At 64.4% G+C, this 15106-nt stretch carries 14 protein-coding genes and 1 pseudogene; 8 read left to right on the plus strand and 7 right to left on the minus strand.

The genetic code is table 11. The features are described 5' to 3' along the window. Positions 1–9: 9 nt before the first annotated feature. Positions 10–1530: a deoxyribodipyrimidine photo-lyase gene (locus FFS49_RS07285; protein ID WP_105817081.1), complete on the plus strand. Its 1521-nt coding sequence runs from the start codon at positions 10–12 to the stop codon at positions 1528–1530. Positions 1531–1659: 129 nt separating this feature from the next. Here FFS49_RS07285 and FFS49_RS07290 read toward each other — a convergent pair whose 3' ends face one another. Continuing rightward, positions 1660–2151, minus strand: a complete 492-nt coding sequence (locus tag FFS49_RS07290) for a fasciclin domain-containing protein (protein ID WP_223274486.1) — start codon at positions 2149–2151, stop codon at positions 1660–1662. 357 nt (positions 2152–2508) lie between these two features. On the opposite strand from FFS49_RS07290, the gene FFS49_RS07295 reads away from it, so the two are divergent. The 4 genes and pseudogenes from FFS49_RS07295 to FFS49_RS07310 form a co-directional block, all read left to right on the plus strand. After that, positions 2509–3198, plus strand: a complete 690-nt coding sequence (locus FFS49_RS07295; RefSeq protein ID WP_137909725.1) for a hypothetical protein — start codon at positions 2509–2511, stop codon at positions 3196–3198. Between the two features lie 20 nt (positions 3199–3218). Then, the gene (locus FFS49_RS07300; RefSeq protein WP_137909726.1) at positions 3219–3887 is read left to right on the plus strand and encodes a hypothetical protein; all 669 of its coding nucleotides are present in this window, start codon (positions 3219–3221) and stop codon (positions 3885–3887) included. A gap of 201 nt (positions 3888–4088) precedes the next feature. After that, positions 4089–4403, plus strand: coding sequence for a hypothetical protein (locus tag FFS49_RS07305; RefSeq protein WP_039369963.1), 315 nt, complete (start codon positions 4089–4091; stop codon positions 4401–4403). 102 nt (positions 4404–4505) lie between these two features. Then, a pseudogene (locus FFS49_RS07310) lies at positions 4506–4697 on the plus strand (MFS transporter); the annotation flags it as partial. Positions 4698–5350: 653 nt separating this feature from the next. Here FFS49_RS07310 and FFS49_RS07320 read toward each other — a convergent pair. Further along, the gene (locus FFS49_RS07320; RefSeq protein WP_071336318.1) at positions 5351–5734 is read right to left on the minus strand and encodes a hypothetical protein; all 384 of its coding nucleotides are present in this window, start codon (positions 5732–5734) and stop codon (positions 5351–5353) included. Between the two features lie 252 nt (positions 5735–5986). Between FFS49_RS07320 and FFS49_RS07325 the strand changes: the two genes are divergently transcribed. From FFS49_RS07325 to FFS49_RS07335, 3 genes are all read left to right on the plus strand, one after another. Then, positions 5987–6427, plus strand: a complete 441-nt coding sequence (locus tag FFS49_RS07325; protein ID WP_105817086.1) for an Hsp20/alpha crystallin family protein — start codon at positions 5987–5989, stop codon at positions 6425–6427. Between the two features lie 15 nt (positions 6428–6442). Beyond that, positions 6443–6850: an Hsp20/alpha crystallin family protein gene (locus FFS49_RS07330; RefSeq protein WP_071335981.1), complete on the plus strand. Its 408-nt coding sequence runs from the start codon at positions 6443–6445 to the stop codon at positions 6848–6850. Positions 6851–7057: 207 nt separating this feature from the next. Then, complete coding sequence (locus FFS49_RS07335; RefSeq protein WP_105817087.1) at positions 7058–7621, plus strand: Hsp20/alpha crystallin family protein; 564 nt, start codon at positions 7058–7060, stop codon at positions 7619–7621. 177 nt (positions 7622–7798) lie between these two features. Here FFS49_RS07335 and FFS49_RS07340 read toward each other — a convergent pair whose 3' ends face one another. From FFS49_RS07340 to FFS49_RS07360, 5 genes are all read right to left on the minus strand, one after another. Beyond that, positions 7799–8053: a hypothetical protein gene (locus tag FFS49_RS07340; protein ID WP_105817157.1), complete on the minus strand. Its 255-nt coding sequence runs from the start codon at positions 8051–8053 to the stop codon at positions 7799–7801. Between the two features lie 110 nt (positions 8054–8163). Then, positions 8164–9786 (minus strand): chaperonin GroEL, encoded by a 1623-nt coding sequence (groL, locus tag FFS49_RS07345; protein WP_039369946.1) that lies wholly within the window; start codon positions 9784–9786, stop codon positions 8164–8166. Between the two features lie 77 nt (positions 9787–9863). Further along, positions 9864–10181 carry a co-chaperone GroES gene (locus tag FFS49_RS07350; RefSeq protein WP_046546942.1) on the minus strand — a complete coding sequence of 106 codons (318 nt, stop codon included), beginning with the start codon at positions 10179–10181 and terminating at the stop codon, positions 9864–9866. A gap of 365 nt (positions 10182–10546) precedes the next feature. Further along, positions 10547–12877: an EAL domain-containing protein gene (locus tag FFS49_RS07355; RefSeq protein ID WP_105817088.1), complete on the minus strand. Its 2331-nt coding sequence runs from the start codon at positions 12875–12877 to the stop codon at positions 10547–10549. Positions 12878–12930: 53 nt separating this feature from the next. Continuing rightward, the gene (locus FFS49_RS07360) at positions 12931–15030 is read right to left on the minus strand and encodes an EAL domain-containing protein (RefSeq protein WP_226285419.1); all 2100 of its coding nucleotides are present in this window, start codon (positions 15028–15030) and stop codon (positions 12931–12933) included. Positions 15031–15106 lie beyond the last annotated feature (76 nt).

The raw sequence follows: 15106 nt of genomic DNA on the forward strand, positions 1-15106 counted from the left end.
GCACCACACATGACAAGCTCCGAACTGCCTTATGAATCCCGCCCCGTTATCGTATGGTTTCGGGATGACCAACGACTCAGTGACAATCCCGCACTCTCTCATGCGGTCAGTACCGGCCATCCTGTTGTTTGCGTCTACGTCTACGACCCTGCCCCGAAGCTCGGGCGCGCCATGGGGGGCGCGCAGAAGTGGTGGCTGCACGAGTCGTTGAAAAAACTCGACGACTCGCTTTCCGCTCTCGGCGGCTCGCTGCTCGTGCTTCGCGGTAACGAACACGAAGCCATCAGGAGCCTCGCCGTCGAGACCCGGGCGGCAATGGTTTTCTGGAATCGCCGCTACTCGAAAGCGCAAACGGAAATGGATGCATCGATCAAGAAAGACCTGATCGGGCGCGGCATCGACGTGTCGACATTCAATGGCCATCTTTTGCGCGAACCCTGGACAGTGGCCACGCGCGACGGCTTGCCGTTCCAGGTATTCAGCGCGTACTGGAGAGCCGCTCGCCGCGATAATTTTTTCCCGCCGTGCCCACTGTCGGCGCCCGCCCGGGTCACGTTCTTTCCTGTCTCCAGAAACGTCAGCGCACACGTCTGTACGCTTCCCGAGCTTGCACTGCAGCCCTCGACGCCGGACTGGGCGGAGGGCCTGCGTGCAACCTGGCGATGCGGCGAGGAAGCGGCCGGGCATCAACTCGAGGCCTTCATTGAACACTCGTTTTCCGATTATGCCGGCGCTCGAGATTTTCCGGCCACTCGAGCGACGAGCCGGCTCTCTCCGTATCTTCGCTTCGGAAATATCTCGGCCCGGCAGGTGTGGTACGCGACGTTATCAGCGGTAGACGCGATGCGAAGCAGGCGAGTTGTTCGCATTGACGATGCCAAAAATGAGTCGTTGAACAAGTTCTTCAGTGAACTCGGATGGAGAGAATTCTCGTATTACCTTCTTTACCACTGCGAACCCCTTCATCAGGTCAATTTCCGGCGTCAGTTTGACGCCATGCCGTGGCGTACCGACGCCAAGGCGCTTCGCGCGTGGCAAAGGGGGAAAACAGGATACCCGCTGGTCGACGCCGGCATGCGCGAGCTTTGGCACACAGGCTGGATGCACAACCGCGTGCGCATGGTGACAGCGTCATTTCTCACCAAGCACTTGCTGATCGACTGGCGCGAGGGCGAAGCATGGTTCTGGGATACGCTGGTTGATGCGGACGAGGCGAGCAATCCCGCCGGGTGGCAATGGGTGTCAGGAAGCGGCGCCGACGCAGCCCCGTATTTTCGAATCTTCAATCCTGTTTTGCAGGGGGAAAAGTTCGACTCGAGCGGCGAATACACGCGGCGGTGGGTGCCCGAACTGTCTGCACTTCCCGCCGAAACACTCCACAGCCCATGGACCGCCTCCGCTGAAGCGCTGCGGGAAGCATCCATCGCGCTCGGCGCAACTTATCCCTTCCCGATCGTGGATCACCAGGTTGCACGCGCGCGCGCCCTCAGTTCGGTAGAGATCCTGAATACACAGAGCCAAATGAAGTGACCTTCGATCGCTAGCCGGGCTCGACCGTGCGACGGGGCGCCCCGACGACATACCGGGGGCGACGTGATGTGCAAGCGCGCACGGCCTGCTTCCGCACATCACGCCTTCCTCCCGATACAGGCTGAAGCATCAGGGCATCAGCACGGAGTCGACCACGTGAATCACGCCATTGGACTGCATGACATCGCCGATCGTGACGTGCGCGACATTGCCCTTGTCGTCGGTCACGGCCAGCCCGTTCGCGCCACGGCTGACGATCAGGGAATCGCCTTCGACCGTCTTCAGCGTTGCCTTGCCGCCACCTTGCTCGACCGCCCTGGCAAGGTCGAATGCCGTGAGCCGTCCGGATACGACGTGATACGTCAACACCTTGACGAGCATCGCCTTGTTCTCCGGCTTCAACAACGTCTGCACCGTGCCGGCCGGCAACGCGGCGAATGCGTCGTTGGTCGGTGCAAATACCGTGAAGGGCCCCTTGCTCGACAATGTGTCGACCAGCCCACCCGCCTTGACCGCAGCGACCAGCGTCGTGTGATCGTGAGAATTCACCGCGTTTTCGACGATGTTCCTCGACGGGTACATCGCAGCGCCACCCACCTCGACCGTCTGCTCCATCGACATGGATCCTGCCTCGGTGGCAGGCGCGTACACGCACGTTGCGAATGCAAGGGCGAGCGCCGCACCACCCAGTTTTGCTTTGCTGCAAGATTTCATTTTCGTTCTCCGAAAGATTGCCGCCGTTGACTGGAAGCAATCGGAGATACGAGTCGAACCGCGCAGCGGATGCGCGATGAGTACTTCATCGCGGACAGATCCGCGATCCAGGGAATGCCGAGGGCGTCGACAACCGTTCGCATCTTCAATCGCCACTGCATCCGTTCTCGCTCCGCCACCGTATCTGCAAATGTCATCCAGCCAAGGTGCTTGGCGTCCCACCTCGGGAAATGGCGTCGCGATGGCATTCAGAGGAGACAACTTATGAAGCTTTTCATCGGTATCGTCGTTGCCGCAGCGGCGCCGTTCGCGCTCAGCGCTTGCGGAGGCGGAGACGACATTGCGCCCGTGGCAGCGCAACATCCGGAGAATCTGGCCATCTGGACCGCGCTCGGCGGTGATTCGGCGGCCCCCGGCGTAGTGGCCGGCGTGGTCAATGCGGCTGTCGCAGGCCTTTTGGCGGACCCGGTCGAAGCGCCCTATTTTGCGGCTGTAACAGGTAACGCGAGCCACAGCAGCGCAGCCCATGACACGCCAGCACGGCTTGAAGCCTGTCTCACGCTGCAGTTCGAATCGCTCCTCGGCGGTCCGTACACCTACCCTGGCCCTGTCAAGGTGGCCGGAGACATCGACGCCCAGCCGGAGATGTGTCAGGACATGACGGCTGCCCATAACGACGTCGGCGTTCCAGGCTGCGTGTTCGACCAGTTCATGGTGGATCTCGTCGCGACGCTGCAAAGCAAGCTCTCGGCCGCGGACTTTGCCGCACTGACGTCGACGACAAATGGAACGTACACGCTCACCGAGAAAAACGCTGCCGGCATCCCGGTCGGCACAAAATTCCAGTTCAGTGCGGTACCTATCCTCTTCAACCTGCGTAATACCATCATCAGCGCCACACCCGGCGGCCCCGTGTATCTTCCCCCGACGGTTGCAACATCATGTACGGGCTGACGGCGGTGCGAAGGACCCACGTGATCGCGTGGGTCGCTGCGGCAATCGCCGTGAGTGTTGCCGGGATCGGCTGGCTGCACACGACACAAGGGCGACGGCTCCTCACCGAGCTTGGCGTGAAGTGTCCGGTTGATTCCGTCGATTCCCGAACGGTGCTGTCGATTCGAAACAAAGCCATTTTGCAGGAGAGAGGTGTATCAGCGGCCGCCCACCGCCCTGCGTTCGGCCTGCAGCTCGATCGCAGTACGGAAGCAGAAGTATCGGAACGAATGTCGCGATACAACGCGCAGTGCCTCGAATTGTCCCGCGGCTTGCGCTACCTGCGCTGCCGAGGCGTGCCTGCCGAATCGCTCGGCTCGAATGGCCCACCCGTGAGCGAGATATGGTTCAGTTTCGCGCCGGATCACACGTTGATGGCCATCAATGTGTACCGTCGCGACATGTCAGCAGATGAAACACGACGGAGCTGGCAGATCGCCGTCCGGAATCTGCACGATGCGCTCGGCGCACCCACATCCGTGTCTGGAGATACCACGCTGGAATCGCTGATAGGCAAACCCGTGGCGGTTGCACGGGTGAGCTACGCCTATTCGGATTACGTAGCGACGGTCACCGCATCGCACCTGCCATACGGAGGGCTGGCAGTCCGCGAACAGTACATGTCTACCGCGGTCAGGCAGGAGGGGTAAACCGGGCGCGCGAACACGATGCCCGATGCCGCGCAGGTACGACGAGAAACGGATCAGGATCTCGCTTGGGGCACTCAGTCCGATTGACTACAGTGAAAGCTTCGGGCTGACGACACCAACCAGTCCAGGAATTCCGCCGCGCGACGCTCGGTGCATCCTCGCGCGGCGTTAGAATAGCGCCCCTTCTCACAGGAGACGAAAATGTCCTGGTTCGTATACGAAGTGCCCGAATACCACGAAGACGCTGCGCGCATCGAGCCCTTCAGTGACCTGCGTAGCCGTGTGCTGCAAATCAGTGGCCCGGCCATGGCCGACGAACTGGAAAGCGTGCGCGAGAACGCCGCGGCGACGGCCGACAGCCCCGAGCGCCCGCTGCGTACGCCGGAAAATCCGCATGTCTTTCCGATCCCTTACGCCGACTCCATGATCCTGGTCGGGTTCATCTTCGATCTGAAACGCGAATTCCGGCAACTGGTCGTGTCGCCCGTGGAAATGCCCTGGTTGAAAGATGCATAAATGGTGAGGAGGCTTGGTCGGTCGACCACCGATCGCCTCGATCATCTCGATCGCATCGCCGCTTGCTTCGGTTTTCCGACTTGCCGCCGCGATCGGCATCCGGGCGCCGTTATCTCCACGGCATTGCGTTTCATCCGGGGCGTCGGCGTGGGGGGCGAACGGGGCGACTCGGCCCTGATGTCGATGGAGGGGACGCGCACCCATGCGCATCGCGGTTTCGACGCGTCGTGGCCGCAGTTCGGCTGGACGGTGGGCTCGTTGTTCGCCAACCTTGCCGTGCTGGCCACGAGCTGGCCTGCAATTGAAAAAGCCGCCGCACGGCGAGATCGTCGCTATCGCGCAGCGGCTCGTCCCGCGGCACCGGATTATCGTTCGCTGACCTTCACGCGCGGCAGCCATTCGGCCTCGGCGCCCTGCGTGACTTTCAGATGAGCAGGCGTCGCGTCCTGCGTGTGCGCGTCGAAGCGGCGTACCGCCTCGGTGTCGAGATGCCGGCCATCGAACGTCGACTGGCGACGGGTAATCATGTTGATGCGAAGGCGTTTTGCCGCCATGGTCGGTATTCCTTGAGAAAACGGTACCTCGCCGACTGGCGAAGTACCATAGATTTACGCGAGAAAGATGTCGCTGCGATGACGCAGCGCGCGATGCGAATTCCCCGCCATCGCATTGCTTGCCGCATGCCCCGCAGCGGCGGCACTCGGGCCGCCCGCTCCATCGCCTCAAGGCAGCGATGGACGCAGGCAACTCATGATGGTGATGGACAAGAAGCAGCACTTCGAGTTCAGTTTGCGCGGCGCCCGCCACGGTCACGCGTCACCGCGCTCCGCCCCTTCGTCGCTTTGCCGTTCCAGGCGAACACCTGCGCCGGTCCGTTCACGCATGAACCGGCGCGTGTCGAATACCGAAACCGAACGGCGCCGGCGACGCATCGCGGGCCGGGTCGATCACTGGATCGGCGACGTCGTACCCAGCTTCTCCGACAGCATCCGCTCATACACGCCGAAGTGCAGATCGACCTCCTTCTGCGTGACGGGCGTGACCGTGATGTTGATCTGGTCAGGCAACAGGCCCAGCACGACCGCCACGGCCGCTTCGAGTTGCGGCGCACAAGACTTGTCCTCCGCGATCGTGGTGCCGACGACGACGTCGTAAGTCTTTTCCTGCCGGCAGACGACCTCGACGAGCCGCGCTCGCGCACTCATGTTGTTGTCGATCGCAAGCCGGACGACCTCCGCCACGGTGCGCATCGACTCGGTCGGAAACCCCCGCGTCGAACGCAGCCGAATACGATGCCTGCCGAGCGTAAGCCAATCCGTGTCGAATTCCATCGCGTCCTCCGTCATGCAGTACCGATTCGCCGCGATGATAGGGTCCAGCGCAGCAATTTCAAGTGCAAAAAAATGACGGTTGCCCCTTGAAATTCTCCGCAGAATTCCTATCTTAGGTTTCGCTCAGGCAGACGCGCGGGTCGCTTCATTCCGCGCGCTGCGTGTTTCGATTTGTTTGCCACGCAGTCAGGCAGGCGAACTGGAGCGCGTAGGCCCGTTCGCCTCCATGCTGCATGCGAGGAGGATAAGATCATGAGCGATCTCTATTTCGGAACCGATCTCTTCAGCGAGTTCGACCGCCTGCGGCAGCAGATGGCGGAACGCTTCGGCGGGTTCCCGTCCAGCATTCGTGCAAGCCGTTTCGGCACTTTCCCTCAGATCAATATCGGTGTGACGGACGATTCAATCGAGATCGTCGCGTTCGCGCCCGGCGTCGACGCCGCAGCGCTCGATGTGTCGATCGACAAGGGGCTGCTGACCATCGGCGGCGAACGCAAACCGGCACAACCCGACGCCGGGGGTGAGCGCCGCACCTATGCGCAAGAGCGCTTTGCCGGGACGTTCCGGCGGGTCATCGAGCTGCCCGAGGCCGCCGATCCCGACAAGGTCCAGGCGCGCTACGAAAATGGGTGTCTATCGATCAGCATTGGCAAGCGTGAATCGTCGAGGCCGCGCGCCATCGCTGTCCAGTAAGAGGAGGAGCCGATCATGAAAGACACGACCCAAATGACGGAACGCGACTCGTCCGCCGTTGCGCGTCGCGAAACCGAACAGCCCGTGCGCCGGATGACACTCGTGCCGGCCGTCGACGTGTACGAGGACAGTCAAGGCGTCACGCTGTGGGCCGATTTGCCCGGCGTGACGAAGGACAAGCTGGACGTGAAGGTTCACGACAGCAGCCTCATGATCGAGGCCGAGGCTGTGGTGCCGACGCCGGCAAATCTGCGGCTTCAGCATGCCGAGGTTCGGGAGCCGCATTTCGCCCGCACGTTTACGCTGTCGGCGGATCTCGACTCGTCGAGGATCGAGGCGAGCCTTCAGGACGGCGTGCTGAAGCTGACGATCCCGCGCCGCGACGAAGCGCGTCCACGACGCATCGAAGTCAAGACCGGCTGACGCGTCATGAGCCAAGGCGCAGCGCGGCCCCTGCGTCGACGCAGAACAGGATCGGCGAGGCTTCGCTGCCTGAGTTGACGCAGGCGCATGGGTGAGGACACGCGCCCCGGATCCGCACGATCCGCGTGAAGCGAATCACGGCGCGCGTGTCCGCACCGGCTGGCTACGCCAGGCTCGAAACAGACTGGAGATCAATCGGAGGACGCCATGAATGTCGATCCGAAAAAGTGGAACCCCTTCAAGTTCCTTCGCGGGGCCACCCGCAAGCCCGATGCGGAAGGCCCGGACAGTACGCCGGCAGGCGAGTCGTGGCGTGCGTCGTGGCCCGACGTTTCGAGACTGTTTTCACGAGAACCATGGCGCGCCATGGAGGAATTCCTGCATGACCCGTTCGCCGGCAACGGCACGCTCGAACGGTGGTTTGGCGACTTCAGTTCATCGCGCTTCCAGCCGCGCATCGACGTCGTCGATGAAGGCCCGGTGCTGCGCGTGACCGCCGAGTTGCCGGGAATGGAGCGCGAAGATCTGAAGGTGAGCGTCGAGGATGGGGCAATCGTGCTGCGCGGAGAGAAAAGGCAGGACGTGCGCAGTGAAGAAAACGGTTGCTACCGGCTGGAGCGCGCCCATGGAAGCTTCGTGCGCACGATCCCGATGCCGGAAAATGCCGACCCCGATCACACCCTGGCAAAGTTTGACAACGGTGTCCTCACGTTGACCGTACCGAAATCGGAGCCGGCCAGGTCCACCAGTCGCACGATCGAAATCGGCTGATCCGGTTTCCCCTGCCGCGCGACGCATGAGGCCGGAAGCGCTCGACGCATATCGCACTGCGTCGTGCTTCGAGCCCGACTCGATCTCGCACCAGAATTCCGGATGACGGGCACCGGGACGGCGGGCCGCCTCATGCACATCATGCCCCGCGAGCCGACTGGAACCGGCCCGGCCGATTCAGTCGTTCGCCATCAGATAGCCGATCACGAGTGCCGGATCCGCGATATCGAGGATCAGTCGGCGAACGATACGTCGGCGCATGTGTTCCGCGTCCAGGCTCCAGGGCGCCCCCTTCTCGTTCAGATAACGGGTGATGGCGTCCCGGTGATCGGTGTTTGCCGGCAAATCGAGCCGAGCAGCCAGCAGTCCTGCCACGACGTCGTCAAGCTCGATCTCGAGCGGTTTCGAGTCAATGCAAAGTTCGAGTTTCATGTCGATCTTCGGCAAAAAAGGGCGCCGCATGTCCTGGGGCAGCCTGCGGCGCCAAACGACTTGCGCCGGCCGCGACTGTTGGCCGGCGCGTACACGACCCGCTGCCGCGGTCAGTGCTCGAACTCGGGTGCGACCGACTGCGCCGGTTTAGGGTCCTTCGGCGCTTCGGCGACCGTCGCGTCCGTCGTCAGGATGAGCCCGGCAATCGATGCGGCGTTCTGCAATGCCGTGCGCGTGACCTTGGTCGGATCGACCACACCTGCCTCGACAAGATCGCCGTATTCACCGGTGGCCGCGTTATAGCCAAAGTTGCCCTTGCCTTCAAGCACTTTCGCCACGACGACCGACGGTTCATCCCCGGCATTCGCGGCGATCACGCGCAGCGGCGCTTCGAGCGCGCGCAGCACGATTTGAATGCCCGCATCCTGATCGCTGTTGGCGCCTTTCAGGCTCGTCGCCGTGGAACGCGCGCGCAGAAGCGCCACGCCGCCACCCGGCACGATGCCCTCCTCGACCGCCGCGCGGGTGGCATGCAGCGCATCGTCGACGCGATCCTTTTTCTCCTTCATCTCGACTTCGGTTGCTGCCCCGACCTTGATGACGGCCACCCCGCCGGCCAGCTTCGCCACGCGTTCCTGAAGCTTCTCGCGATCGTAGTCGCTCGTGGTTTCCTCGATCTGCGCACGGATGGACTTCACGCGCGCGTCGATGTGCTGCGCGTCGCCCGCACCGTCGATGATGATCGTGTCGTCCTTGCGAACCTCGACGCGCTTCGCGCCGCCGAGATCCTCGAGCGTGGCCTTCTGCAGTTGCTTGCCGGTTTCTTCCGAGATGACGGTGGCGCCGGTGAGGATGGCGATGTCTTCGAGCATGGCCTTGCGCCGGTCACCGAAGCCGGGCGCCTTGACGGCCACGACCTTGAGGATGCCTCGCATCGCGTTGACCACGAGCGTGGCCAGCGCTTCGCCATCGACGTCCTCGGCAACGATCAGCAGCGGCTTGCCTGCCTTGGAGGCCGCCTCGAGGATCGGCAGGAGATCCCGGACGTTCGAGATCTTCTTGTCGTGCAACAGGATCAGCGCGTCGTCCAGATACGCCGCCTGCTTTTCCGGATCGTTGATGAAGTACGGGCTGACGTAGCCGCGATCGAACTGCATCCCTTCGACGACATCCAGCTCGTTCTCGAGGGACTTGCCATCCTCGACCGTGATGACCCCTTCCTTGCCGACTTTCTCCATGGCGTCCGCGATTATCTTGCCGATCGCCTCGTCGGAGTTGGCCGAGATCGAACCCACCTGCGCGATTTCCCGGTTCGTGGAAATCGGCTTGGACAGTTTGCGCAGTTCATCCAGCACGGCCGCCACGGCCTTGTCGATGCCACGCTTGAGGTCCATCGGATTCATGCCGGCGGCAACGTGCTTCATGCCTTCCTGCACGATCGCCTGCGCAAGCACGGTGGCCGTGGTGGTGCCGTCGCCGGCCACGTCGGCGGTCTTCGATGCGACCTGCTTGACGATCTGCGCGCCCATGTTTTCGAAGCGGTCCTTCAGCTCGATTTCCTTCGCGACCGACACGCCGTCCTTCGTGATGGTGGGCGCGCCGAAGCTGCGCTCGATCACCACGTTGCGACCTTTCGGCCCGAGCGTGACCTTCACGGCATCGGCCAGCACGTTCACGCCGTCGACGATACGAGCGCGGGCGCTGTCGTGGAATTTGACGTCTTTTGCACTCATCTTCTTGCTCTGGATAGAAGTCGTTGATTCGATGCATCGCGAATACCCCGTGCGGGGTACGCGATCTGCCCGGTATCTCAGGCGGCCTTGCGGGACGCGCCGGACTCGGCGTCGAAGACGCCCATGACGTCCTCTTCGCGCATGACGAGGAGTTCCTCGCCATCGACCTTGACCGTCTGGCCCGCGTATTTGCCGAATAGAACCTGGTCACCGACTTTCAACTGGAGCGCGCGAAGCGTTCCATCCTGCAGCAGCCGGCCACTGCCGACCGCGACGACTTCACCCTGCTCGGGCTTTTCCGCGGCCGAATCGGGAATCACGATGCCCGAAGCCGTCGTCCGCTGCGTCTCGATTCGCTTGACGATAACCCGGTCGTAGAGGGGACGAATCTGCATTCTCATCTCCTGAGCGATTAAAGGTTCGAAAAAGGAATCCGCCTGCCAGGCATCGCGACGCAAGCGTCGCTGCCGGGCAGCCGTACCACTGTCTGGCGGAAAGCGAAATAGAGGTGCGCATCGCTCACTTCAAGGGGGGCGAAATCGGCTCTTTGTAACAAATTGTTTCAGCCCGCCAAAACCCTGAACCCACCCGCTGTCTTTGCTCGTTTTATCAAGCGCCAGGAATGGCGGCGGAAAAGCCGGCACGTGATACCGGCGAGCGTTTGACGCATTCCCGGATCGGGCGGCCGCGCAAGATCGCCGGTTTCAGCGACGCAATCCCGTTAATCACGTTGCGATGGCGCTGGCCGCCTCGCCGCCGCTTACGCCTGCCTGGCCGTGGCCTGCGCCGCCAGCGCGGCCCGCTCGATCCAGCGGATGGCCGGCGCATCCTGCTCGCCCGGTGCGGGCTTGCCGATCAGGAAACCCTGCACCTCGCGGCAGCCGGCATCCGTGATGCACGCCAGTTGCTCCTCCGTCTCGACGCCTTCCGCGACGGTCGTCACGCCGAGGCGCTTGCCGAGATCGGCCACCGTGCGCACGACGGCCGCGCAGTCCGGGCGCGTGACCGCATCGCGCACGAAGCTGCCGTCGATCTTGATCTTGTCGAACGGGAACGCACGCAGATGCGCGAGCGACGAGAAGCCCGTGCCGAAATCATCGAGGGCGACGCGCACGCCCATCGAACGCAGTGCGCGCAGGTCCGCGATGGCCTTGCCCTCGTCGTGCAGCAGCGCGGTTTCCGTCACCTCGATTTCGAGCCGGTCGGGTGCTAGGCCCGTGCCGGCCAGCGCGGCCGCGAAGATCGGTGCGATCGTGCCGTGGCCGAGCTGCCCCGCCGACACGTTGACGGCGACGCGTGCGCCGTCGGGCCAGCGCGCCGCCTCCCGGCAAGCCTGCTCGAGCACGAAGCGGCCGAGCCGGTCGATCAGGCCGCCGCGCTCGGCCACCGGAATGAAGCGGCCCGGCGAAATCCAGCCGGCGCGCGGGTGATGCCAGCGCAGCAGCGCCTCGCGCGTCGTGATCCGGCGGGTGAGGACATCGACGATCGGCTGGTAGAACACGTACAGCCCCTGGTTCTCGTCCAGCGCGACGCGCAGTTTCGATTCGAGCGCGACCCGCTCCTGCGCGCTCGTTTCCATGTCCGGCGAGAACATCCGGTAGGTGCCCTTGCCGGCTTTCTTGGCCGCATAGAGCGCCATGTCCGCGCGTGACAGCAGCACGCCGGCGTCGTTGCCGTGATGCGGCGCCAGCACGCAGCCGATCGATGCACCGATGCGGAACGGCCGGTCGGGCGACGGCGCATAGGGGGCGATGAGCGTGTCGACGAGCCGCGCGGCCGCGCCCATCGCGCGATCCGCATCGGTGTCGCGCAGCAGCACCGCGAATTCGTCGCCGCCGATGCGCCCGAGCATCATCGCCGGCTCCGGGCACTGCCCGCGCAGGCGTTCGGCGACCTGGCGCAGCACCGCGTCGCCCGCCGAATGCCCGCACGCGTCGTTGATCAGCTTGAAGCCGTCGAGGTCGATGAAGAGCAGCGCGAGCACCTTGTCCGAGCGGCGCAGGCTCGCGTCGAATTCGGCCAGGAAGGTCGCGCGGTTCGGCAGGCCGGTGAGCGAATCGTGATGCGCGAGCTGGTGAATGCGCGCCTCCGCCTCGGCCTGCTGCGTGACGATCGACCACGACAGCATCGGGCCGATGTAGCGCCCCTGGGCGTCGCGCACGGCCGAGACCTGGATGTCGAGCACTTCCGGCCCGAGCGGGATGCGGGCGCGATGCGGCAGGTTCGCGGGATCGGCGAGCAGGCGGCGCTGGTGCTGCGGGTGCGGATGGAAGAAGTCGATCGACGCGCCGAGCGCGTCGTCCGCGCGGATCGGCAGCAGGTGCTCGATCGAGCGCAGCAGGTTGCGCGACGTCGCGTTCAGGTAATTGATGCGGAACGTCTCCGGGTCGGCCGTCATCACGGCCACCGGCATGTCGTCGATCATCCGCATCAGCCGCGTCTGCGCCTGCTCGCGCAGACGCGATTCGGCCTGCGCATCGACGGTACGCAGGAAGCCCCGGTAATTGACGGAGATGACGGCGATCAGCGCCGCCGACACGAAGGCCATGTTGACCGCGGTGGCGACGAGCGTCGGCTGGCGCGTCGAGAGGAAGAACGCGATGAACGCGACGTTGACGACCAAGGCCACGCCCAGTGCGGCCGTACGCAGGTACATCAGGCTGAAGACGCAACCGATCACCGTGATCGCCATGTAGAACGCCACCTGGGCCTTCTGCCACGCATCGCCGTACGGGAACAGCAGCAGCGCCCAGGTGGTGAACGTCACCGCGACCGGGATCACCACCCAGTTCGTGACCGTGAGCGCGCGCATCACGGCGTCCGGCGTCGGTTCCAGCAGCCGGGTGCGGTGCCAGTGCAGCAGCCGCGCGAGCGCCGCGAGCGTCATCGCGGCCGGCATCGCGACCGACAGCCACCACGGCGTGCTGCCGAAATGCGTGACGGCGAGGCTCCAGGTGCTCGAGATGAGGATCAGGTACGACACCGGGATCTGGCCGGCGAATACCCGGTATTGCGCCGCGAGCAGCTCCGGGTTCCGGGCCGGCGCCGCGATGCTTGCCAGTCTTGCCATCCGTGAGTAGAGCATTTTCATGTGAGCCTGCGGGCTGCAACCCGGGGGCGGGCTGCCGTGTCCGGCGTCGAGGGTTACCCGCGCGGGCCCGGGTCGAGATCGGCCTCGACGGCCGATTCGGACGCAGGAGCCGCCGTGCGGGCGCGGTTGCCGCCGGTCAGCGCAATCTGCCCGCTGCCGACGATCTCGTTGAGGGGAGCGGGCCTGCCGAGCAGGTAGCCCTGCACTTCGTCGCAGCCTTCGTCGGCCAGCAGCGCAAGCTGGTCGCGCGTCTCGATGCCTTCGGCCAGGATCGGAATGCCCAGGCTCTTGCCGAGCGCGAGCACCGCGCGGATGATCGCGCGATCCTGCGGTTTCGCTTCCGCGTCCGCGACGAACGACTGGTCGAGCTTGATGCGGTCGAACGGGAACGAGCGCAGCGTATCGAGCGACGAATAGCCGGTACCGAAATCGTCGAGCGCGATGCTCACGCCGAGCGCCTTGATCTGCCGCAGCGTGTCCAGCGCGCGCTCGCGGCCGGCGAAGATCGTCGATTCGGTCAGCTCCAGCTGCAGGCGCGACGCCGGCAGGCGGGTTTCTTCGAGCACGTTCGCCACGAGCGTCGTCAGGTCCGCGTGCATGAACTGCACCGCCGATACGTTCACCGCGACCGCATAGGGCGGCTCCCACGTCGCTGCCCGCGCGCAGGCCTCGCGCAGCACCCATGCGCCGATGTCCAGGATCACGCCGTTTTCCTCGGCGAGCGGAATGAACTCGGCGGGCGGAATCGTGCCGAGCGTCGCGTGCTGCCAGCGCAGCAGCGCCTCGTAGCCGCGGATCTCGCCGGTCGCGAGCGACGCCTGCACCTGGTAGTGGACGCTCAGCTGGTTGTCGGCCACCGCGCGGCGCAGGTCGGCCGCGAGGCTGCGGCGCGCGCGGACGATCAGGTCCATCGCCGGCTCGTAGAAGCAGATCGATTGCGCGATGCTGCCCTTGGCGCGGTACATCGCGAGATCCGCGTTGTTGATGAGGATGGCCTTGGTGGTGGCGTCGTCCGGGTAGACGGCGACGCCGAAGCTCGCGCCCGGCACGACCTCGTAGTCGTCCAGCCTGACCGGCTTGTAGAGCGCCGGCTCGAGCCGTTCGAGCAGATCCATCAGGCGCGTGTCGTCGTCCATCCGGCAGAGCGCCGCGAATTCGTCGCCGCCGATGCGGGCGACGAATTCGCCTTCGCGCAGCAGGTTCGCCATGCGGCGCGCAAGGATGCGCAGCACTTCGTCGCCGGCGTGGTGGCCGCGCAGGTCGTTGATTTCCTTGAAGCGGTTCAGGTCGATGCCGATCAGCGCGAGCTTCGTGCGTTGCTCCTGCGCAAGCGCGATTTCGAGGTCGAGCCGCTCGTTGAAGCTGACCCGATTGGGCAGGCCGGTCAGCATGTCGCTCAGCGCCAGCCGGCGCAGGTGTTCGAGCGATTCGGCCCGCACGTTGCTGTCGATCACATAGCTCACGAGCCCCGTGCAGACGATCACGAGCGACGTGCCCGCAACCGCCAGCGCGAGCGGACGCAGTTCGCTCACGTCGGCCCAGTTGCCGTCGAGCACCAGCGGCGTGATGCGCAGCGCGGACATCCCGGTGAAATGCAACGCGAGGATCGCGAGCGACAGCACGCCGGCCATCTGGTTGACGGCGTGCGGCGACGGCCGCATCGCGAGGTGCAGCGCGAGCGCGGCGAGCGTCATCGCCAGGACCACCGACGCGATCAGGTAGCCGACGTCCCACGACACGATCCCTTCGACCCGCCACGCGAGCATGCCGGTGTAGTGCATCAGCACGATGGCCACGCCGACGATCGCGCCGCCGAGCGCAGGCGCGACCTTGACGATGCGACAGGTCGTCAGCGCGAAGCCGATCGTGCTGCCGACCACCGCGATGAGCAGCGACACGAGCGTGAGCGGCAGGTTGAAGTGCACGGGCGCGCCGGCTTCGAAGCCGAGCATCGCGATGAAGTGCGTGCACCAGATCGCCACGCCGGCCGAAATGGCCGTCAGCACCTGCCAGCCGATCCGCTGCGTGCCGGAGGTGTTCACCGTGCGCTGGAACAGGCGCGCGGTAACCCACGAGCCGCCTCCGCACAGCAGTGCGGCAAGCAACACCAGCCAGTGATTGTGCCGATGAACGATGCACCCGAAAACTGTCACCAAAACCTTTCTTCCCCTATCCGTCGCATGGGCTGATGCCATTCCCGATCGATGCGGCGGGGGCAATGCCGCTTCG

Source organism: Burkholderia sp. 4NA327C6 (genome assembly GCF_005502655.1).
Classification (GTDB): Bacteria; Pseudomonadota; Gammaproteobacteria; order Burkholderiales; family Burkholderiaceae; genus Burkholderia; species Burkholderia contaminans.

Coding starts and splice junctions, on each gene's coding strand:
- FFS49_RS07285 (WP_105817081.1), top strand. CDS start 10: ATGACAAGCTCCGAACTGCCTTATGAATCCCGCCCCGTTATCGTATGG.
- FFS49_RS07290 (WP_223274486.1), bottom strand. CDS start 2,151: ATGTCGATGGAGCAGACGGTCGAGGTGGGTGGCGCTGCGATGTACCCG.
- FFS49_RS07295 (WP_137909725.1), top strand. CDS start 2,509: ATGAAGCTTTTCATCGGTATCGTCGTTGCCGCAGCGGCGCCGTTCGCG.
- FFS49_RS07305 (WP_039369963.1), top strand. CDS start 4,089: ATGTCCTGGTTCGTATACGAAGTGCCCGAATACCACGAAGACGCTGCG.
- FFS49_RS07320 (WP_071336318.1), bottom strand. CDS start 5,734: ATGGAATTCGACACGGATTGGCTTACGCTCGGCAGGCATCGTATTCGG.
- FFS49_RS07325 (WP_105817086.1), top strand. CDS start 5,987: ATGAGCGATCTCTATTTCGGAACCGATCTCTTCAGCGAGTTCGACCGC.
- FFS49_RS07330 (WP_071335981.1), top strand. CDS start 6,443: ATGAAAGACACGACCCAAATGACGGAACGCGACTCGTCCGCCGTTGCG.
- FFS49_RS07335 (WP_105817087.1), top strand. CDS start 7,058: ATGAATGTCGATCCGAAAAAGTGGAACCCCTTCAAGTTCCTTCGCGGG.
- FFS49_RS07340 (WP_105817157.1), bottom strand. CDS start 8,053: ATGAAACTCGAACTTTGCATTGACTCGAAACCGCTCGAGATCGAGCTT.
- groL (WP_039369946.1), bottom strand. CDS start 9,786: ATGAGTGCAAAAGACGTCAAATTCCACGACAGCGCCCGCGCTCGTATC.
- FFS49_RS07350 (WP_046546942.1), bottom strand. CDS start 10,181: ATGCAGATTCGTCCCCTCTACGACCGGGTTATCGTCAAGCGAATCGAG.
- FFS49_RS07355 (WP_105817088.1), bottom strand. CDS start 12,877: ATGAAAATGCTCTACTCACGGATGGCAAGACTGGCAAGCATCGCGGCG.